Here is a 19971-nt window from a genome sequence, read left to right as displayed (position 1 = left end):
GGCAGGAAGCGGACGGGGCCCGTCAGTCGTTGCGGTTGGCGAACGCCATCAGCTCCGGCCCGCGCCGGTCGAAGACGCGGCCCCCGACCCACAGCCCGAGGAAGAGCGTGCCGAAGCCGAGCAGCACCGCCGCGATGGGCGCGATGCCGAGCCAGAACGGGCTCACCGTGAGACCGAGGATGAGGAACACGAGCACCGGCGACGAGATGATCACGGTCGCGAAGAAGCTGAACGTCTGGATCAGCGCGGCCGAGCCGCCCGAGGTCTGCGGCTGGGTGAACGCGCTGTCGCCGGGCTTCGTGGCCGGGTACGGCACCAAGGCCGACGAGATGCTGGAGAGACCGAGTCCGATGACCAGGACGGCGCCGCTCAGCGCCGCGACCGCGGGGAGCACGGCCCAGTCGCCGAACGTCGCGGCGGTGACGACCGAGCCGATCGCGATCACGGGGATGCCGATGACCACCGGGGGGAACATGCGGCCCGCCCGGTCGGCGATGCCGCGCGTGCCGGACACGAGGTGCAGCCACACGGCGGTGCTGTCGTAGGCGAGGTCGTTGTGGATGCTCCAGCCGAGGAAGAGGCAGACCAGCGGCAGGGGCACCAGGCACACGTAGTGCGCAGGGATGCCGGCGAGCGTGAGCGCGACGATGACGAACACCGGGATGACCGGGATCATGATCATCGACACCCAGTAGCGCGGGTCGCGTCCCCAGTACGTCATCGAGCGGGCGGCGATGGCGGCCGTCGGGCCTCCGCGCAACCGCGAGAACCAGCCGAGCCCGCGGTAGTCGCGCGCCCGCGCCTCCCTGGTCGGCGTCACGACGACACGGTCGACCAGCGCCTGCCAGGCGAACCACAGCAGCGCGAGGGTGACGAGGGCGATCAGCAGCTGCACGAGCGCGCCGCCCACGTCGCCGGTCGCGGCGGCGCCGGGCGCGCTCCAGACGGCGCCGAGCGGCGTCCACTGCAGCCACCCGGCGAAGCCGCCGAGCACGCCGAGGCCGTCGCGACCCCAGTCGACGGTGAGCAGGAGCAGCAGCACCGGCGCGAGCAGCACGACGACGACCACGCCCGCGACGCTCCCGGCCTCGCGCGAGCGGCGGGTGTCCAGGAGGGTGGAGGCGATGCTCGCGACGACCCGCGACGCCAGCACGCAGGTCAGCACCACGATCACCGTGCAGAGGACGGCGAGGAGGCTGGCGCCCGGGTTGCTGGACCACGTCACGACCGTCGCCGCGCTGCACAGCGCGAGCACGAGGGCAGGCACCCCGAGGAGCCCGGCCAGCAGCAGGCCGGCCGCCAGCCTCCTGCTCGGGATGCCGAAGAGCGCGAACTTGCGGGGATCGAGCGTGTCGTCGATGCCGAACAGCAGCGGCAGCAGCACGAAGCCGGCGACCACGATGGAGCCGAGCACGACGAGGACGGTGTGCACCGCGCCGAGGTCCGGAAGCGTCCGCGCCGCGAACAGCGACGAGACGACGATGACCGTGATGACGGCGCCGTAGAGCAGCCCCGCGACCAGCCCGACCACGTGCCAGGTGCTGCGCCGGAAGGCGTTGCCCAGCAGCCGCAGCTTCAGTCCGAGAAACTGTGCAACCACTCCATGCCCTCCGCAGCCTTGCGCCCGCCGGCGAGCTCGACGAACCGCTCCTCCAGGGTCTGCTCCCCGCGCACCTGGTCGATGGTGCCGGAGGCCAGCACCCTGCCGCGCACGATGATCGCGACGCTGTCGCAGACCCGCTGGATCATGTCCATGCCGTGGCTGGAGACGACGACGGTGCCGCCTGCGGCGGTGTAGCGCTGGAGGATGTCGACGACGTTCGCCGCCGAGACCGGGTCGACCGACTCGAACGGCTCGTCGAGGACGAGCAGCCGCGGCGAGTGGATCATCGCGGCGGCCAGCGCGATCTTCTTCGTCATGCCGGCGGAGTAGTCGGCGACCAGGCGTTCGAGGGCGTCCTCGATGCCGAACGCCGCGGCGAGATCGGCGGTGCGGGCGCGCACGGTCTTGGCGTTGAGGCCGCGCAGGGTGCCGGCGTAGTGCAGGAACTGCGCGCCGGTCAGGCGGTCGAACAGGCGGAGCTTGTCGGGGAGCACGCCGATCACGTGCTTGGCGCGCACCGGCTCGGCCCAGGCGTCGACGCCGTGCACGACGACGCGACCCTCGTCCGGCCGGAGCAGCCCGGTCGCGATCGAGAGCGTCGTCGTCTTGCCGGCGCCGTTCGGGCCGACGATGCCGTAGAACGAGCCCTCCTTGATGTCGAGGGAGACGTCGTCCACGGCCACGGTGTCGCCGTAGCGCTTGCGGAGGCCGTGCAGCGAGAGCACGGTCGGGCGCGGGTCGGGCGCGGCGGCGGGGACGGTGTCCTGGGTGACCGGGGCGGCCGGAGCGGCGGGCGCGGCGGGCGCGGCGGGCGCGGCGGGCGCCGGAGGCGCGGCGATCTGCGCGGGAGCGGCGACCGTCGTCTCCTCGGGGGCCGCCACGACGGGCTCCACGGGAGTCGCCGGCGTCTCGGGAGCGGCGGGCGCCTTCGCCGCGGCGGCGCGCGCCGCCGCGGTCTTCGGCGTGCGCGGCTTGGCCGCCGTGCTGCGGGTGCGCGGGGTGCGCGTGCTGCTCGCCGTGCCGGCGGCAGCGGTCTTCTGCGGCGTGCGTTTCGCGGCAGGACGCGCCTTCGTCGGCGGCGCCTGCTCGTCGCCTGTGGCCTCGGCCATGCTGTCCCCCGTCTGCTTCCCCGCAGCGCCGCCCGGTGCGGGCGCGCCCTGTGCGATCCCGGGCTCGTCGGGGACGGAACGGGCCTGCTGGACCTCGCCGTTCTGTACTCGCGCGCGCTCGGGACTCACCACGCCACCGTACCAACACCCGGCTGGATGCGAACCCTCCGCGCGGCCGTCCGGGCGCCGATCCGCCGCCTCCGAAAGTCCTGGGAGCTACATAACGACCCGGCAACGACCGCCGTCAACCCCTGCCCCCGAATCGGGGGCCCCGGTAGTCTTGCCGAGGCATGAAGAGGTGTCGATACGCGTAAGCGCGGATGAACCCCGGGTTAATCGGTCCGGCTCCGGCTCGGACGGCGACCCGCCGTCTCCGCCGCATCCACGCGATGACAAGGAGAAGATTGTGACGACTCAGGTAGTGATCCTCGCCGCCGGCATGGGCAGCCGGCTCGGGCGGAGCCTCCCCAAGCCGCTGACGGAGCTGAGCGACGGTCGCACGATCATGCAGCAGCAGTTCGACAACATCCACGCGGCGTTCGGCAACGACGTCACCGTCACGCTGGTGGTCGGCTACAAGCTCGAGCACATCATCGAGGCCTTCCCCGACGCGCAGTTCGTCTACAACGAGCAGTACGACCAGACCAACACCTCCAAGAGCCTCATGCGCGCCCTTCAGGCGTCCGGCCAGGGCGGCGTGCTCTGGATGAACGGCGACGTGGTCTTCGACCCGGCCGTGCTCGTGCGCGGCGCCGCCATGGTCGCCCGCGATCAGACCTTCGTCACCGTCAACACCTCGTCGGTCGCCGACGAGGAGGTCAAGTACACCACCGGCCCGGAGGGCTACATCCAGGAGCTGTCCAAGACCGTCAAGGGCGGTCTCGGCGAGGCCGTCGGCATCAACTACATCTCCGGCAAGGACAAGGCCGCCCTGCTGCGCCAGCTGCAGCGCGTCGCCGACCAGGACTACTTCGAGCGCGGCATCGAGCTCGCGATCGAGCAGGACGGCCTGCTCGTCGAGCCGGTCGACATCTCCGACCTCTACGCCGTGGAGGTCGACTTCCAGGAGGACCTCGAGCGGGCCAATCTTTTCGTATAGTCGAAGCCGCGTGCGCATGGCACGCAGCTTCGATCAATACGATGGGTTCCCGTGACCAGTACTTCCGCTGAGCTGCGCCCTGCGCAGCGCACGCGCTTCGCGCGCTACCGGCACTCGCTCTGGTTGCTGACCAAGCGCGACCTGCGGGTGCGGTACTCCACGAGTGTGCTCGGCTACGTGTGGTCGATCCTCGACCCGCTGGTCATGAGCGCGATCTACTGGTTCGTGTTCACCGTGGTGTTCCGCCGCGACGTCGGTGAGAACCCGTACATCGTCTTCCTGCTCGCAGCGCTGCTGCCGTGGATGTGGTTCAACGGCGCCGTCTCCGACAGCACCAGGGCCTACATCCGCGAGGCGAAGCTGATCCGCTCGACCATGATCCCGCGCACCATCTGGGTGAACCGGATCGTGGCGTCGAAGGGCATCGAGTTCCTGCTGTCGCTGCCGGTGCTCGCGTTCTTCGCGGTGATCACGGGCGCGCCGGTGAACGTCGACATCCTGCTGTTCCCGCTCGCCATCGTGCTGCAGACGATCCTCACCATCGGCGTGGGCCTCATCGTCGCTCCGCTGGTCGTGTTCTTCCGCGATTTGGAGCGCGCCGTCAAGCTCGTGCTGCGGTTCCTCTTCTACGCCTCCCCCATCATCTACAGCGCGCGCGACCTGCCGGGCGGCTGCGGCGGGGGCGTCGCCGCCCGCGACTGCGCCGCGTACCTGGCGGCCCATCCGGGCGCGCAGACGGACACCCTGTTCTCGCTGCACTTCTGGTCGGCCTTCAATCCGCTCACCGGCATCTTCAGCCTCTACCGCTCCGCGTTCTTCCCCGAGGAGCTGGACTGGTTCCTGGTGGGCGTGAGTGCGGTCATGTCGGTGCTGCTGCTCGGTATCGGCTGGCTGGTGTTCAAGCGGTTCGAGCGCGACGTGCTGAAGGAGATCTGAGTGGCCCCCGTCATCGCCGTCGACGGTCTCGGCGTGCGCTTCCGCCGCAACCGCGGAGCGCGCCGCTCGTTCAAGGACCTGTTCTCGTCGCGGCAGCGCCGCACCCGCCCTGACGACTTCTGGCCGCTGCGCAACGTGACCTTCCATGTGCAGCCCGGCGAGGCGATCGGCGTGGTCGGCCGCAACGGCCAGGGCAAGTCGACCCTCCTGAAGCTCGTCGCCGGCGTGCTGCTTCCCGACGAGGGCACGGTGAAGGTCACGGACGGCGTCGCTCCCCTGATCGAGATCACCGGCGGGTTCGTGGACGACCTCACCGTCAGGGACAACGTGTATCTGACGGCCGGCCTGCACGGCATGTCGCGCGCGCAGATCGACGCCCGCTTCGACGAGATCATCGACTTCGCCGAGATCGGCGACTTCGTCGACACCCCGTACAAGCACCTCTCGAGCGGTATGAAGGTGCGCATCGCGTTCTCCGTCATCGCCCAGCTCGAGGAGCCGGTCCTGCTCGTCGACGAGGTGCTCGCGGTCGGCGACCGCGGCTTCCGCGAGAAGTGCTACCGGCGGATCGAGGAGCTGCTGGCGGGCGGCCGCACCCTGTTCTTCGTGTCGCACAACGAGAAGGACCTGCGCCGGTTCTGCGAGCGCGGCCTCTATCTGGACAAGGGCCGGCTGGTCCTCGACGGGCCGATCGGGGACGTGCTCGACCTCTACAACAAGGACTACGGGAGCTGACCCGGATCCGTCCACAGAAGAATTCTCAGACGAGTTGTCCACAGAAGGGGCACGAACGCCCGATCCGACGCCTCGAGCGTCGGACGGGGTGGCTAACGTCTGCGGCATGAAACACCTTCGGATCCTTCGCCAGCCGTCTCGCCCGCCGCGTCCTCGCCGCATCGCCTACCCGGTGCCCTGGCGCGTCGACCGGAGCACCGCGCCGCACTTCCGGCTCGTGAACACCGGCCGGCAGCCCCTTCGCGGCGTCACCGTCAGCGTCGCGGGCTCATCGCGCCTCCGGGTCAGCGCTCCGGCCGTCGTGCGGCCGGGAGAGGCCGTGCGCGCGAGCCTCTCCGGCCCCGATCCCGCGCTCGACACCGTGCTGGTCGTGCGCTGGTTCCCGCCGGACGGTCGCGAGTACCTCTGGTCGGTGAGCTTCTGATCGCGGCCCTCCCGCGTGCTCTGTCGGACGCGGGAGGGCCGCGCGTCTGCACCTCAGGCAGAAGCGCTCTGGTCAGCATGCATCGCCCGCTTTACAAATATCACATGCCAGAAGTTCTCTCCCCCGCCGCACGCGTCTTCGGCGACCGCGTGCGACTCGCCCGCACCGGGCTCGCTCTGAGCCAGGAGACCGTCGCCGCGCTCGCCCAGATGCACGTGACCAACTACGGCAAGATCGAGCGCGGCGCCGCCAACCCCAGCCTCCTGACCATCGTGCGCATCGCCACGGTGCTGGGCTGCGACGTCGCCGCCCTCACCGGCGGGCTGGAGGGCGAGCACCTGCCTCCGCAGCTCAGCGTCGTCACGGCCGCCGAGTATCTGCGCGAGCGCGAGCGACGCCGCATCGCCTGAGCCGGTGCGCAACCCCCTGGCGCTCCCGGAACCACGACCTACACTCGGTAGGGATGGCCAAGAAGCAGGAACCGTTCGTCTCCGTCACCGGAGGACCCGCCCGCGGCGGCGAGACGCCGCGGGCACTCAACGCGGCGCTGGACCGCTTCCTCGGCATCCAGCGCCCGGTCGTGCTGGCGCACCTGCGCAGCATCCGCCGACGGCACCCGGACGCCACCGGACCCGAGCTGGCCGCGATCCTCGAGCGCCGCTACCTCGCCGCGGTGACGACGGGCGGCGCCGCGGTCGGCGCGACCGCGGTCATCCCGGCGATCGGCACGGGTGTCACGCTGGCGCTCTCGGGGCTCGAGACGGCCGGCTTCCTGGAGGCGACCGCCCTGTACGCGCAGTCGCTCGGCGAGCTGCACGGCATCGCCGTGGACGATCCCGAGCGTGCCCGCGCGCTCGTGCTCACCATGATGCTCGGGCGGGAGGGCTCCGAGCTCGTCCGCCAGCTCGCGGGGCAGTTCGGCGGCGCGGGCGTCTCGCGCAGCGCGTACTGGGGCGAGCTCGTGACCTCCAACCTCCCGTCGGCCCTCGTGGGCCCGCTCGTGGACCGGCTGAAGAACGCCTTCATCCGCCACTTCGCCGTGCGCGGCGGCGCGGGGATCATCGGACGCGCGCTCCCCTTCGGCGTCGGCGCCGTCATCGGCGGGACGGGCAACCACATCGTCGGCCGCCGCGTCGTGCAGAACTCCCGCCTCGCCTTCGGCCCGGCCCCGCTGCAGATCCCGCCGGCACTCGACGTCGCCGAGGGCCCGAACCCCGTCTACCGCCTCGGCGCCGCTGCCGGCGTCCGCGCGGTCGCTGCCGGACGTGTGCTCCGCAGCGCCATGCCCCGCATCGGCCGCGGACGTGGCGGGGCTGCGGAGGAGGAGGTCGACGGCGCGGACGCCTCGACACCCGGCGCGGTCGCCTCGACACCCGATGTGGAGGATCGTCGTGGCCGACCGCGTCGACTGCGTCGGGGAGGCCGCTCGCGGGCTCAGGGCCGCGAGGACGGCCGGGATGCGGAGGTCGTGGCCGAGAGTACGACCGGCGGCGGTGCGATCGCGCTGCCGTCGGGAGGCGCGGGGAGCTCGCAGCCGCCCGCCAATGCCCCGCAGACGCCCGCAAGCACCACGCAGCAGCCCGACAGCACTCCCCCGTCGCCCGAGACGGCTCAGCAGCCTTCTGCAGCCGCCGAGGGCGCGGATCGTCGCGGCGCCATCACGCTGCCTGCCGCGCACGATGACGTCGCGCCGGGTGAGGAGCGCTCCGCCTGAGGTCGGTGGTACCTCGGTTCGCGGCCCGGAACGCGTCACGGCAGCGCCGGCCGAAGGCGCCAGCCGAACCCGCCAGTCCGGCGACCGCCGTCGAGCGGCCGCCACTACCAGGCAGCGAGCCTCCGGAACGACCCTCAGACGATCGGCGGACGGCCCGCCAGCGTCATCCGCCAGACGGTGCGCCAGCGCAGCGGGCGGCGCTCGCCCGGGTCGGTGCGCCAGCCTTCGCGCCAGCCGCCGAACCAGGCGCGCAGCACGGCCGGCTTCCGGAACCAGCGCAGCAGCTGGATGCCCGTCCACGATCCGACGTAGAGCAGGATCAGGGGCGTTGGGAGGTTGCGGCGGGCCAGCCAGACGCGGTTGCGGGCGTTGAGGCGGTAGTAGTACGAGTGCCGCGTCGGCGAGACGGCCGGGTGCTCCGCCTGCAGGTCGCCCGCGTACCAGACGCGCTTGTCCTGGTCCCACACGCGCCAGGCGAGGTCGATGCCCTCGTGGGCGTAGAAGAACGGGTCGGCCCAGCCTCCCGCGCGCTCGAACACGACGCGCGGAAGCAGCACCGCCGCCTCCAGCACCGAGAACACGTTGCTGGAGCGCGCCGGGTCGCCCTTGCGGATGCGCGGGATCCAGCGCCGGGGCGACGGTCGCCCATCCGGGTCGACGAGCCGCGGCTGCAGCATCCCGATGCCGGGGTCGGCGACGATCGTCGCGACGGCGTCGGCGAGGAAGGTCGGCGACGGGATGTCCGCGTCGTCATCCAGGAAGAACAACCACTCGCCGCCGACGGCCGGCACGCCGCGATTGCGGCCGGCAGGGATGCCGACGTTCTCGGGAAGGGCGACCGACGCGACGCCGGCGGGCAGCGCGGGGTCGGCTGTCGCCGGGTCCCAGCCGTTGCCGACGACGACGATGTCGGTGGTGACGCCCTGCTGCGCGAGCACGGACTCGATGCCGCGCCGCAGCTCCGCAGGCCGGCTGCCCTGCGTCAGGACGACGACTCCGACCCGGGGGGCCGCCGAGCGGTCCTCCACGTCGCGAGCGGGCCGGGCGTCAGCCACGGACCCGCCGGGAGGCCATGATCGTGACGAAGTGCCCGACCAGCGCCAGCAGCGCCAGCGGCACGAGCGCCGAGAGCAGGATGCGGTCGGCGAGCACCGGGCCGATGAACAGCCCGACGATGGCGAACACGAAGATCAGCATGGTCAGCTCGACCGAGTGGTACAGGCGGTGGAACGGCAGGAAGCGCGCCGCCCGGCGCAGCGTGGCGACGAGGCCGTGCGTGGGCGCGTACTCCGACTGCGTATCGGCCAGCTTCGGCAGCCCGGCATTGGCCCGCGCGACGCGCACCATGTCGTTGAGCGCCTTGTTCAACACGATGATGAGGGCGAGGAGGGTGCCGAGGTTCGTCCAGAGGAAGTCCTCCGGCGTCTCCAGCGGATACCCGGCGGCACGGATGCCGAGCACGATCGCGATCAGGGTCTCCGTCGTGTAGTGACCGACGTTGTCGAGGAAGATCCCGGCGGGAGACGACGTGCGTCGCCAGCGCGCCACCTCCCCGTCGCAGCAGTCGACGAGCATCTGCAGCTGGCCGAGCACGAGCGCCAGCGCAGCACCGCCGATGCCGGGGATGAGAAGGCTCGCGGCGGTCGCCCAGCCGGTGAGGATCATCAGCCCGGTCACGCCGTTGGCCGAGATCGAGGTCTTGAGCAGCACCCACGTCAGGTACGGGGAGAGCCGGCGCAGGTAGAGCGACGCCGTCCAGTGCTCGGCGTTGCGGCGGCCGCGCACCTCCGGCGGCTGGGCGACGGCTCTGAGCTCGGCGATCGAGCCCGGTCGCGCGCCGTGCGCTCCGGTTCCCTGTGCGGACATGCCTACCTTCCCGTGTGGGCCGTGATGTTGCGGGTGAGCGACAGGTATCCGAGGACGAAGCCGATCCCCCAGCAGAAGTGGATGCAGGGCAAGACTACGAGAAACCAGCAGAACGAGCGAAAACCGTCGCGCCGGCCCCAGAGCAGCGCGGACACCAGCACGATGAGCACGTAGAACGCCGGGATCGCGAAGCCCCAGAGCAGCCACGGCGCCGCGCCGACGATGGCCTGCACGATGCCGGCGATGCCGAGCAGCGTGCCGACGACGACGCCGAGCACCATCACCGGGGGCGCGAAGTAGCGCAGACCGTTGGAGGCCGGGAAGCGTCGGGCGAGCTCCCCGCGCCAGATGCCGGTCGAGAAGAACTGGCGGGCGAGACGGTACAGGTTGGGCCGAGGCCGGTAGGTCACCTTGAGCCGCGGCGTGAACCACACGATGCCGCCGGTGGAGCGGAGGCGCCGGTTGAGCTCCCAGTCCTGCCCGCGCTTGATCTCCTCGTCGAAGAGCCCGACCTCGAGCAGGCGGTCGCGGCGGAAGACGCCCAGGTACACGGTCTCGGCGGGCCCAGCCTCCCCACCCACGTGCAGCTTGGTGCCCCCGAGGCCGATGCGGCTGCCGTACGCGCGGGCGACCGCGCGCTCGAACGGCGTCGTGCCCTGCGCGTCCATGAGGCCGCCGACGTTGTCCGCGCCGGTTTCGAGGATGGTCTCCACGGCGATGCGCGCGTAGTCCGGGGGCAGCACGCTGTGCGCGTCGACGCGGATGACGACCGGGTAGTGCGATTCGCGGATCGCCAGGTTGAGACCGGCCGGGGTCGACCCGACGACGTTGTCGACGACGTGGATGCGGGAGTCGACGGCTGCGAGCTCCTCGACCAGCTCGGTGGTGCCGTCCATGCTCGGGCCGAGGGCGATCGTGACCTCGAACGGGCCGGCGTAGTCCTGCGCGAGGAGGCTGTCGACCGCCGCCCTGACGTGGGTGACCTCGTTGAGCACGGGCATCACGTATGAGACACCCGGGAGGGTGTTCACGCTGTCGTCCGGCATCTGGTCCAATCGTCGTTCGGGTCGATCGAGCTTACCAGCCGGGCCGGCGCGGACGCCGGGAGGGCAGGCATGCGGAGAGGGCCGCCCCGCTGCTGCGGGACGGCCCTCTCCGGTGGCCGGGGATCACTCGGAGAGCGACCCGAGGGTGACCGTGGCCGACTTCGTCTGGCCGTCGCGGACGTAGGTGACCTCGGCCTTGGCGCCGGCCGCCAGTGCGCGAACCTGGGCGGTGAGGTCGGTCGCGTCGGTGATCGGCAGGCCGTTGAAGTTGACGACGACGTCGTCCGCCTTCAGGCCGGCGCTCGCCGCGGCGCCGCCGGAGGTGACCTCCTTGATCAGCGCGCCCACCGTCGTGGCGTCGCTGGAGGTGCTCGCGTCGGCGACGGAGGCGCCGAGCAGGCCGTGGGTGGCCTTGCCGTCCTTGATGATCTCGTCGGAGACGCGCTTGGCGAGGTTCGACGGGATCGAGAAGCCGACGCCGATGCTGCCCGACTGCTGGCCGGAGCTGCTGCTGCCGCCCGCGCTCGCGATCGCGACGTTGATGCCGATCAGCTCGCCCTTGCTGTTGAGGAGCGCGCCGCCGGAGTTGCCCGGGTTGATCGACGCGTCGGTCTGGATGACCGGCAGCGAGATCGTGCCCTGCGAGCTGGACTGCTGCTGCGACTGACCGCCCTGGCCGGGGAAGTCGAAGTTGAACGGGCCCTGCTGACCGCCCTGGCCGCTGTCGCCGCCGTCCGTGCTGTCGCCCGACTCCGGAGCTGCCGAGGAGGCGATGCTGATGCTGCGGTTGAGGGCGCTGACGATGCCGTCGGTAACGGTGCCGGAGAGGCCGAGCGGTGCGCCGATCGCGACGGCGGTGTCGCCAACGTTCAGCTTGCTGGAGTTCGCCCAGGTGATCGGGGTGAGCCCGGAGGCGCCGTCGAGCTTGATCACGGCGAGGTCGGTCGTCGGGTCGGTGCCGACCACCTTCGCGCTGTAGATCTTGCCATCGTTGTCGGTCACGCTGACGCTGACGTTGGCCGCCTGGCCGTCGAGGGTCACGACGTGCGTGTTGGTCAGCACGTAGCCGTCGGAGGTCAGGATGACGCCGGAGCCGGTGCCGCCCTCGCTCGACGCGGTCACGGAGATCGTCACGACGCTCGGGGACGCCTTGGCGGCGACGGCGGTGACGGTGGTGGCATCGTTCGCGTCGTTGACGGTGATGTTCTGCGGACCCGAGACGGTCTTGATCGTCGCCGAGCCGGCGTTGGTGGCGGAGTAGATGCCGACACCGGCTCCCGCTCCCGCCACGCCGCCGACGAGGGCGCCGATGGCGAGGGTCGCGATGATGAGGCCGCCGCTGCGCTTCTTCGCCGGGCGGTCGGCGGTCGCCGTGCCCGCCGGAGCGGAGGCGTACGGCTGCTGGCCGTAGGGGGTCTGCGTGTAGTGCGACTGGGCGTGGGACTGCCCGTAGCCGTTCGCGGGCTGGCCGAAGGAGCCCTGGCCGTAGTTCGGCTGCTGGGCGGTGGGCTGCTGGGCGGTGGGCTGCTGCGCGGTGGGCTGGGCGCCCGTGGGCTGCTGGCCATAGCCCTGCTGGCCGTACGACTGCTGGCCGTAGGGCTGACCGTAGTGCTGAGGCTGCTGCGGCTGGTAGGGGTGCTGGCCGTACGGCTGCGTGGGGGCCGTCTGGGTGCTGTCGTGTGCGGGCGCGGCCTGCGCGGCCGGAGTCTGCTCCGTCGGCGCGTCGGCCGAGGGGGTGTGCTGAGCCGCCGGCTGCGCAGCGGACGGCGCGGTCCACTCGGCGGTGCGGTGCTCAGCCGGGGCCGAGGTCTCGGCCCTCACCGGCGTGCTCTCTGCGGCCGGAGTGCCCTCCGCGGCCGGGGTGCTGTCGGCGGAGCGGGCTGCGGCGGCGTCCACGACCGAGTCGGTGTCGGCCTGGGCCTTCGCGGGCTCCGGGGTGTTCGGGGTGTCGGTCATGGTGTTGCTCCTTCCAAGCACTCAACAGCTTGGGGGCCCAACCTGGGCGTTCTATTTGTCGATCCTGTGGGCGATCTGCGGCGTTTCAATGACTCCGCCCACGGTATCCCAGGCCTCCGCCGTGACCGAGGCTCTAGGTTGGAGACAGGGCGCACGGAAGGAGCGACATGACGGTCTCGGAGCCGGCAATTCCCGGGGCATGGCGGCGCGCAGCAGGCGGAGCAGGACTGCTCGGAGCGGACGGCGTCGTCCGCCCCACGATCTTCGCCGAGATGAGCGCGCTCGCCGCCCGCACCGGTGCCATCAACCTCGGCCAGGGGTTCCCCGACGAGGACGGCCCGGCGGTCGTGCTCGACGCCGCGGTCTCCGCCATCCGCTCCGGCGCCAATCAGTACCCGCCGGGGATGGGCGTTCCCGTGCTGCGGGAAGCGGTCGCCGAGCACCAGCGCCGCTTCTACGGGATGGAGGTCGACCCCGAGCGCGAGGTCCTGATCACCGCGGGCGCCACCGAGGCGATCGCCGCGACCCTCCTCGCCCTGCTCGAGCCGGGCGACGAGGTCGTCACGTTCGAGCCCTTCTACGACGAGTACGGAGCGGTGATCGCGCTCGCGGGCGGCAGGCACGTGACCGTGCCGCTCGAGCCTCCGCTCTTCCAGGCCGACCCCGAGCGGCTGCGCGCGGCCGTCTCCGATCGGACGCGGGTCATCCTCGTCAACACGCCGCACAACCCCACCGGCGCCGTGCTCGACCGGGAGACCCTGCAGTTGGTGGTGGAGCTGGCCGAGCGGCACCACGCCGTCATCGTCACCGACGAGGTCTACGAGCACCTCACCTTCGGCGTTCAGCACATCCCGGTCGCCACCCTTCCCGGCGCCCGGGAGCGCACCGTCACCGTCTCGTCCGGCGGCAAGACGTTCAACACCACCGGCTGGAAGGTCGGCTGGCTCACCGCTCCCCCGGCGCTGGTGACCGCGATCGTCGCTGTGAAGCAGTTCCTCACCTATGTCAACGCGGCCCCCTTCCAACCCGCGATCGCCGCGGGCCTGCGCCTCCCCGACGAGCACTTCCGGGGTATCGCCGCCGACCTCGCCCACAAGCGCGACGTGCTGTCAGCGGGCCTCGCGGCGGCCGGCTTCGGCGTGCACCGCACCGACGGCACCTACTTCGTCGTCGCGGATGCCGCCCCGCTCGGCTTCGACGACGCCGTCGAGCTGTGCCGGCGGCTGCCGGAGCTCGCCGGCGTGGTCGCGGTGCCGCTCAGCGCCTTCTGCACGCCGGAGTACGCGCTGCGCACGGCCTCGCTCGTCCGCTTCGCGTTCTGCAAGCGCGTGGAGGTGCTGGAGCGGGCGGCCGCGCAGCTCGCGCGGCTGAGCGATCAGTCCCCGGGTACCCCGTCGACCGGCTCGACCCGGTAGCGGCGGAGGCGGAGCGCGGGATTGCGCTCCCGCACCTCCCGCACGCGGTCGCGCGACACCTCGGCGACCGCGATGCCGGCGGTCTCGCCCAGCGCCGCGACGGTGACACCCATCGGGTCCACGATCGCGCTCAGCCCGACGGCGAGCGGCGGGGTCTGGTCGGCGGCGGCGACATACAGCGTGTTCTCGATGGCCCTGGCGGTGAGCAGCGTGCTCCAGTGGTGCTCCTTGAGCGGGCCGCGCACCCACTCCGCCGGTACGGCGACCAGCTCCGCGCCGGCGTCGGCGAGCCTCCTGCTCACCTCCGGGAAGCGCAGGTCGTAGCAGGTCTGCATGCCCACTGTGAGGCCGTCGACCTCGAACAGCTGGGGCGCGCCCAGCTCTCCGGGCACGACCCACTCCGACTCCCGGGAGCCGAACGCGTCGTACAGGTGCTGCTTCCGGTAGGTGGCCACCACGTCGCCGGCCGGGTCGACGGCGACGAGCGTGTTCGCGAAGCGGTGCTTCTCCCCCGTGCTCTCGACCAGCCCGGCGACGACGGTGACGCCGTGCTCGCGGCTCGCCCGGGCGAGCGCGTCGACGAACTCGCCGTCCAGCGGCTCCGCGTTGCGGGCGAACGACGGGCCGAGCGGGTCGGTGAAGTACGACGAGTACTCGGGGAGGATGACGAGGCGTGCGCCGCGCCCGGCGGCGACCGCGATCAGCCCGGCGATCACGTCCCGGTTGTGCACGCGGTCCTCGCCGGGGGCGAACTGCGCGACGGCGACACCGACCGCCGGCGCGGGCGGCAGAAGGCTCGCCGCCTGGTCCGTGCGGGTCGCGGTCACAGGGTCGCCCCCGCTCCGGGCAGGGCCTCCGCGACCGCCTCGGGCGTGCTCACCGGGAGCCGGAGGCTGATCGACGTGCCGACCCCTTCCTCGCTCGCGATCTCGAGCCGGCCCCCGTGCGCCGTGATGATCGCCTTGGTGATGGTGAGCCCGAGGCCGACGCCGGGCACCGCGTTGCGGGTCGCCGTGGAGGCCCGGAAGAAGCGCTGGGACAGCCGGCTCAGCTCGACCGCCGGGATGCCGATGCCGGTGTCCGTGACGGCGACGATCGCCTCATCCCCCTCTCGGCGCAGCGACACGGTGACCGTGCCTCCGGACGGGGTGAACTTCACGGCGTTCGACACCAGGTTGTCGACGGCCTGGCCGAGGCGCAGCGCGTCGCCCCGCAGCTCCACCGGCTCGTCCGGCACGTCGCTGCGCAGTGTGACGCCCGCGTTGGCGGCGACCGGCGTCGAGGTCTCGACGGAGGCGATGACGACGCTGCGCAGCTCTACGTCCCGGATCTCGATCGGGAACCGGCCGGACTCCACCTGTGCGGTGAACAGCAGGTCGCCGACGAGCCGCAGCAGCCGGTGGGCGTTGCGCTCCGCGACGCCGAGGTACTGCAGCTGCTCCTCCGACAGCGGCGACTCGTCGTCGTCGCGCATCAGCTCGAGGTAGCCGAGGATCGAGCTCAGCGGCGTGCGCAGCTCGTGCGAGATGAGGCCGACGAACTCGTCCTTGAGGCGCGCGAACTCCCGCGCCTGCGTCATGTCGGTGGCGACGAAGATGAAGCCGATCCGGTGGCCGTTCTCGTCGAGGCGCGGGGTCGCGGCGACCTGGACGGGCACGTGCTTGCCGTCCGCGCGCACGTACGTCCAGTCGCGGATGTCGGCCGAGCCGGCCCGCACGGTGTCGACGAGCGCCGAGAAGGAGTCGGCGCTCGCGACCGTGGTGAAGCGCGCGTCCATGTCGCGCAGCCGGTCCTCCAGCTCGGACGGGAGATAGAAGTCGGTGACGCTGCGGCGGGCGGTCAGCACCTGCTGCTCGGTGAGGCCGAGCATCTTCTCCGACCCGGGGTTCCAGACGTCGATGATGCCGTCGAGGTCCGTGCCGATCACAGACTGCTCGGTGACGGCGTTCCAGATGCTGCTGATCAGCCGGTTCGCTGTCTTGAGCCTCGCCTCGTTGAGGACGAGCTCGTCCTGAGCGCGCACGGCCTGCTGCAGCAGCTCCTCCCGCTCCTGCGCGGCGGCGGAGGCGGCCGTGAGCTGCGTGCGCATCCGGTGCGCCAGCTCGTTCACCACCATCGCGACGATCAGGTAGATCAGCGGGGAGAACAGGGCGCGGACGACATCGCCCGGGGTCGTCGGCGCATTGTCCACGAACAGCGGCGCGAACAGCACCACCAAGGTGGTGAGAGCCGCGATGGCGATGTTGCGCCGCCCCGGCTCGCTCGCGATGATCACGAACGGGATCAGCGTGAGGACCACGAACGGCGACGCCGACCCTCCCGTGCCCAGCCGCAGCAGCCCGATCCCGAGCAGCGAGAGGACGGGCACCGCGACCGTCCACCCAGGATGGAGGCGGTTCCACGGCACGACGACGGCCGCGATGGTCGCGACGACCACCACGATGACCGCAGCCAGGATGTACGGAGGCAGGCTCACGCGGACCACGCCGGGGACGAAGGTCAGCGCGAGGGCGACCACGAAACCCAGGACCGTCGGGATCTGCTTCATCAGCGGCGACGGGGTGTCGATCGGGAGCCGGCTCAGCCAGCGGTCGAGGGTCATGCCGGCTCCCCCATCCCGAGCAGCTCGCGGATCCGGTTCGACAGCACGCGCGGGCTGAACGGCTTCACGATGAAGGCGTCCGACCGGTCGGCGACGACGCCGTGGTCGGTGAGCAGCTGCACGGAGGCGGAGACCATGAGGATGAGCGTGGCGGCGGCCTCCTCGCGGATGGCTGTCGCGACCTCCACACCGTTGAGACCCGGCATCGAGATGTCGAGCACCGCCAGGTCGACTCCGCCGCCGCGGACGGCGTCGAGCGCATCACGCCCGTTGTCCACTGCGGCGGCGACGTCCACGCCGGCGCGTCCGGCCGCGATGACCATCAGGCCGCGGATGTCATCGTCGTCGTCGGCGATCACCACGCGCTTGCGCGCCGGGGCGCCGGGGGCGGCGACGCTCACAGCGAGAACACCGTGCGCACGACGACGATGACGGCCAGCACGGCCAGCGCGATCGCCGCGTAGCCGGGGAGACGCTTCTCCCAGCGGCGGTCGGCGTCGAGCTCGGCCTGGATCGTGCTCCGCTGCTCGTCGCTCAGGTCGACGGGACTCATCCTTCTTCCTCCCGGTGCGTTGTCAGGGTGGAGGCCGCTTCCAGCACGGCCGCCACGGTCTCGTAGCGGCCGACGTCGGAGGCGACGTGGCTGTCGGTGGAGGCAACGATACGCGCGCCCGCCGTCATCAGGGCGGCGACGGCGGCGGGGCCCGGGCAGGACCACTTCTCGTTGACCTCGACGATCGTCCCCGTCGCCGCCGCGGCGGCGGCCCAGGCGGCCAGGCGGTCGGCGCCGAGCTGCTCCTCGGCGAGCCCGACCTTGGGCAGGATCGAGAACCAGTGCGCCAGCTGCGCGTGCGGTGTGCGCTCCATCGCCCGGATGCTCGCGGTCACGAGGAGGTCGAGGGCGTCGTCGGCGCTCAGGCCGTTCGCGAGCCGCTCTCGCGTCGCCTCCGGGGACCACGGGCCGTCGGTACCCGGGAACTGGTGGTCGCCGATCACGACGGCGTCGACTCCGCCGGGGCCGACCACCAGGCCGGAGGGCGTGTCGACCGCACCGGAGGCGTCGAGCAGTTTGGCCTCGACGCCGGTGAGCACGGTGAGCCCGTCCGGCACATCCTCGGCGGCGACGGCGGCGAGGAACTCGGGCACCCAGGTGGTGCTCGCACGCACATGGTCGGTCAGCCGCAGCCGTTCGAGGCCCCCCGCGTGCGCGGCGGCGATGTTCTCGGCCAGGGTGCTCCTGGCGTCGTCGGAGAAGGTGGAGTGGACGTGGAAGTCGCCGCGCAGCAGCTCCCGCGCGCCCGTCATCCCTCCGGGTCCTCGCTGTGGCCGGCGTGCTCCGAGATCAGCACGTCGCCGGGTGCGACGAACACGTCCTCGAGGTAGCGCACGTTCGCCAGCTCCCGGAAGTCGACCGACGACGGGACGGGGCGGCCCAGCACCAGGTCGAGCAGGAGTGACGGCATGTCGACGCCCGACGCGATGGTGAGCGGCATGGCGCCCGGGAACCGCGGGTTGACCTCCAGCAGGGCCGGCTCGCCGTCCGCGCTGTATCGGAGCTGCACGTTCGCGACGCCGGTCAGCCCGATCGCGCGGGCGACCGCGGAGGCGGTCTCGGAGAGCTCGTCGCGCCGGACCGTGCGCCCCGCGATGGAGACGCCGGAGTCGACCCGCTCGCGCGAGCGCGGCACCGCGGCGATCACCTCACCGTCGAGGCCCGCCAGCACGTCGACCGAGAACTCGTCGCCCGGGAGGTTCTCCTGGATCAGGATGCTCTCGTCGGTGCCCAGCGCCTCCAGCGCCACGCGGTCGGCGATCAGCCGCACGCCTCGGGAGCCGGCGCCGCTGCGCGGCTTCACGATGACGGGGAACGTCCAGTCCGTGCCCACGCCCTCCGCGTTCAGCAGGCGGGTGACGGGGAGGCGGGCGTGGCCCGTGACGCGCTCGGCCAGCGCGAACTTGTCGAGGCAGGTGACCAGGGTCTCGTGACCGGGCGCGGCCAGGTCGGTGCCGACGGCCTCTAACTCGTCACGGCGTGCCGCCAGTCCGGGGAGCTCGACGTCGACGGTCGAGAACAGCACGTCGACGCGGTCGTCGCGGCACATCCGGATCAGCGCGTCCACGAACTCCGGCGAACGGCCGGGCGGCACCAGCCGGCGGCCCTCCTCCGGGACGAGGTACAGGCCGCTCGCCCAGCCGTCCATGTCGGCCGCGAGCACCTCCACGTCGTCACGGGCCAGCAGCGAGCGGATGACGGCGACGCCGGCGGGGCCGCCCGCACCGGTGACGAGGACGCGGGTCGATGCGGTCACAGGGTCCTCCTGGTTCGGACGTCGGCGGAGAGGGTGGAGGCGGGCAGCGAGATGTCCGCGGTGTCGCGCAGCACCTCCAGCGGCTCGCAGCTGTGCCCGCCGCCGAACCGCGACCAGTAGCGCGCGGTGGCGAGGACGAAGTCCGGCTCGAGGTAGGCGCGCAGCTCGGTCTGCGAGCGGAAGCAGTCGATCAGCGCGAGCTTGGCGTCGGTGAAGCCGTCGATCGGCACGAACCGCGTCGGACGGTAGTCGATCGTCGCCGACGGGCTCTGATAGCAGCACACGGTGCGCACGTTGCGGGTCGCGACGCTCGTGGCGGCGTGGACGGCCCGGTGGTCCTGGTGCCGGTCGTGCGACGAGTGCGTGTAGACGATGTCCGGCTGCACCTCCCGCACGACCCGCTCGATGATCCCGACCGTCGGATCGGCCGAGGAGATGCGCGTGTCCTCGAGGTCCTCCAGGAACAGCCGCGCGCCCAGCAGCTCGGCCGCCGCCAGCGACTCGTGCTGCCGATCGTCGGCGTCGCCGCCGCGCGCGCCGCGCGACATCGTGAGGATGACGACCTGGTTGCCCGCCTCGCGGTGAGCGGCGAGGATGCCGCCGACGCCGATCTCGACGTCGTCGGGGTGCGCGCCGATCGCGAGCACCACCTGCTGCCGCGAGGCCGCCCGCTTGGTGCGCCCCTCCTCCGCCAGCCGCTGCACAATCGACACCAGCTCGGCGGAGGCGATCGGCTTGGTCAGGAACTCGTCGGCCTGGGCCCGCAGCGCCGACACCGCGTAATCGACCGACACGTGCGCGGTCATCACGACGACGGGCATGCCGGGATACTGCGCGCGCAGCTCCTTCAGCAGATCGAGCCCGCTGATGCCGGGCATCTCGATGTCGGTCACGACGATGTCGGGTTCGAACTCCGCGATCGCGCCCAGCGCCTTCGACGGATCCGTGATGGCGATGACGATGGCATCGGCCTTCTTCTCCAGCACCGTCTTCATGAAGAACGCGACGTCCGGATCGTCCTCGATCACGCACACGCGGTACTTCTGACCGACCATCGCCATACGCTTCCCCTACGTTTTCCTCCGACTCTAGTGGGACGAACGGTCTACCGATCCGGACGCGCCCGGGCCGACGTTCGATTTCGCGTCACCCGGACG

Annotated in this window: 20 protein-coding genes; 7 read left to right on the top strand and 13 right to left on the bottom strand. The window is 71.7% G+C overall.

Annotation, left to right across the window (positions count from 1 at the left end):
- Positions 1-22: 22 nt before the first annotated feature.
- Positions 23-1600 carry a hypothetical protein gene (locus P5G50_RS10385; RefSeq protein ID WP_301209318.1) on the bottom strand — a complete coding sequence of 526 codons (1578 nt, stop codon included), beginning with the start codon at positions 1598-1600 and terminating at the stop codon, positions 23-25.
- On the bottom strand, positions 1576-2841 hold the full coding sequence (locus tag P5G50_RS10380; RefSeq protein WP_435870867.1) for an ABC transporter ATP-binding protein: 1266 nt from the start codon (positions 2839-2841) through the stop codon (positions 1576-1578). Before P5G50_RS10380 ends, P5G50_RS10385 begins: the two co-directional genes overlap by 25 nt.
- Positions 2842-3118: 277 nt before the next feature.
- Here P5G50_RS10380 and P5G50_RS10375 point away from each other — a divergent pair, with 277 nt between their 5' ends.
- From P5G50_RS10375 to P5G50_RS18655, 6 genes are all read left to right on the top strand, one after another.
- Positions 3119-3811: a phosphocholine cytidylyltransferase family protein gene (locus P5G50_RS10375; protein WP_301209320.1), complete on the top strand. Its 693-nt coding sequence runs from the start codon at positions 3119-3121 to the stop codon at positions 3809-3811.
- A gap of 51 nt (positions 3812-3862) precedes the next feature.
- Entirely contained in the window at positions 3863-4747 is an 885-nt protein-coding gene (locus P5G50_RS10370) for an ABC transporter permease (protein WP_435870866.1), read from the top strand.
- A complete protein-coding gene (locus P5G50_RS10365; RefSeq protein ID WP_301209322.1) occupies positions 4748-5482 on the top strand; it encodes an ABC transporter ATP-binding protein in 735 nt (244 codons plus the stop codon).
- A 106-nt stretch (positions 5483-5588) separates the two neighbouring features.
- Positions 5589-5906, top strand: a complete 318-nt coding sequence (locus P5G50_RS10360) for a hypothetical protein (protein WP_301209323.1) — start codon at positions 5589-5591, stop codon at positions 5904-5906.
- 104 nt (positions 5907-6010) lie between these two features.
- Complete coding sequence (locus P5G50_RS10355; protein ID WP_301209325.1) at positions 6011-6316, top strand: helix-turn-helix domain-containing protein; 306 nt, start codon at positions 6011-6013, stop codon at positions 6314-6316.
- A 53-nt stretch (positions 6317-6369) separates the two neighbouring features.
- Positions 6370-7620 (top strand): hypothetical protein, encoded by a 1251-nt coding sequence (locus P5G50_RS18655; RefSeq protein WP_435870865.1) that lies wholly within the window; start codon positions 6370-6372, stop codon positions 7618-7620.
- Between the two features lie 134 nt (positions 7621-7754).
- Here the strand turns inward: P5G50_RS18655 and P5G50_RS10345 are convergent, their stop codons facing one another.
- The 4 genes from P5G50_RS10345 to P5G50_RS10330 form a co-directional block, all read right to left on the bottom strand.
- A complete protein-coding gene (locus P5G50_RS10345) occupies positions 7755-8675 on the bottom strand; it encodes a glycosyltransferase family 2 protein (RefSeq protein WP_301209327.1) in 921 nt (306 codons plus the stop codon).
- A complete protein-coding gene (locus P5G50_RS10340; RefSeq protein WP_301209329.1) occupies positions 8668-9486 on the bottom strand; it encodes a CDP-alcohol phosphatidyltransferase family protein in 819 nt (272 codons plus the stop codon). The genes P5G50_RS10345 and P5G50_RS10340 overlap by 8 nt, the downstream gene beginning before the upstream one ends.
- 2 nt (positions 9487-9488) lie before the next feature.
- Positions 9489-10532: a glycosyltransferase family 2 protein gene (locus P5G50_RS10335; RefSeq protein ID WP_301209331.1), complete on the bottom strand. Its 1044-nt coding sequence runs from the start codon at positions 10530-10532 to the stop codon at positions 9489-9491.
- A gap of 123 nt (positions 10533-10655) precedes the next feature.
- Positions 10656-12488 (bottom strand): S1C family serine protease, encoded by a 1833-nt coding sequence (locus P5G50_RS10330; protein WP_301209333.1) that lies wholly within the window; start codon positions 12486-12488, stop codon positions 10656-10658.
- Between the two features lie 167 nt (positions 12489-12655).
- Between P5G50_RS10330 and P5G50_RS10325 the strand changes: the two genes are divergently transcribed.
- Complete coding sequence (locus P5G50_RS10325; RefSeq protein WP_301209334.1) at positions 12656-13903, top strand: pyridoxal phosphate-dependent aminotransferase; 1248 nt, start codon at positions 12656-12658, stop codon at positions 13901-13903.
- Here the strand turns inward: P5G50_RS10325 and P5G50_RS10320 are convergent.
- From P5G50_RS10320 to P5G50_RS10290, 7 genes are read right to left on the bottom strand one after another with little or no spacing between them, the layout of a single operon-like run.
- The gene (locus tag P5G50_RS10320; protein WP_301209336.1) at positions 13864-14730 is read right to left on the bottom strand and encodes a carbon-nitrogen hydrolase family protein; all 867 of its coding nucleotides are present in this window, start codon (positions 14728-14730) and stop codon (positions 13864-13866) included. The genes P5G50_RS10325 and P5G50_RS10320 overlap by 40 nt on opposite strands.
- Positions 14727-16505, bottom strand: coding sequence for a sensor histidine kinase (locus tag P5G50_RS10315; RefSeq protein ID WP_301209337.1), 1779 nt, complete (start codon positions 16503-16505; stop codon positions 14727-14729). The genes P5G50_RS10320 and P5G50_RS10315 overlap by 4 nt, the downstream gene beginning before the upstream one ends.
- A complete protein-coding gene (locus P5G50_RS10310) occupies positions 16502-16906 on the bottom strand; it encodes a response regulator transcription factor (protein ID WP_301209339.1) in 405 nt (134 codons plus the stop codon). Before P5G50_RS10310 ends, P5G50_RS10315 begins: the two co-directional genes overlap by 4 nt.
- Entirely contained in the window at positions 16903-17058 is a 156-nt protein-coding gene (locus P5G50_RS10305) for a hypothetical protein (protein ID WP_301209340.1), read from the bottom strand. The genes P5G50_RS10310 and P5G50_RS10305 overlap by 4 nt, the downstream gene beginning before the upstream one ends.
- Complete coding sequence (locus tag P5G50_RS10300; RefSeq protein ID WP_301209342.1) at positions 17055-17810, bottom strand: PHP domain-containing protein; 756 nt, start codon at positions 17808-17810, stop codon at positions 17055-17057. The genes P5G50_RS10305 and P5G50_RS10300 overlap by 4 nt, the downstream gene beginning before the upstream one ends.
- Positions 17807-18814, bottom strand: coding sequence for an ATP-grasp domain-containing protein (locus P5G50_RS10295; protein ID WP_301209344.1), 1008 nt, complete (start codon positions 18812-18814; stop codon positions 17807-17809). The genes P5G50_RS10300 and P5G50_RS10295 overlap by 4 nt, the downstream gene beginning before the upstream one ends.
- Positions 18811-19875 carry a response regulator gene (locus tag P5G50_RS10290; protein WP_301209346.1) on the bottom strand — a complete coding sequence of 355 codons (1065 nt, stop codon included), beginning with the start codon at positions 19873-19875 and terminating at the stop codon, positions 18811-18813. Before P5G50_RS10290 ends, P5G50_RS10295 begins: the two co-directional genes overlap by 4 nt.
- Between the last annotated feature and the right edge of the window lie 96 nt (positions 19876-19971).

The organism is Leifsonia williamsii (genome assembly GCF_030433685.1).
In the GTDB taxonomy this organism is placed as follows: domain Bacteria; phylum Actinomycetota; class Actinomycetes; order Actinomycetales; family Microbacteriaceae; genus Leifsonia; species Leifsonia williamsii.
Note: the sequence above shows the minus strand (reverse complement) of the source record. Positions and strands in the feature narration are given on the sequence as shown.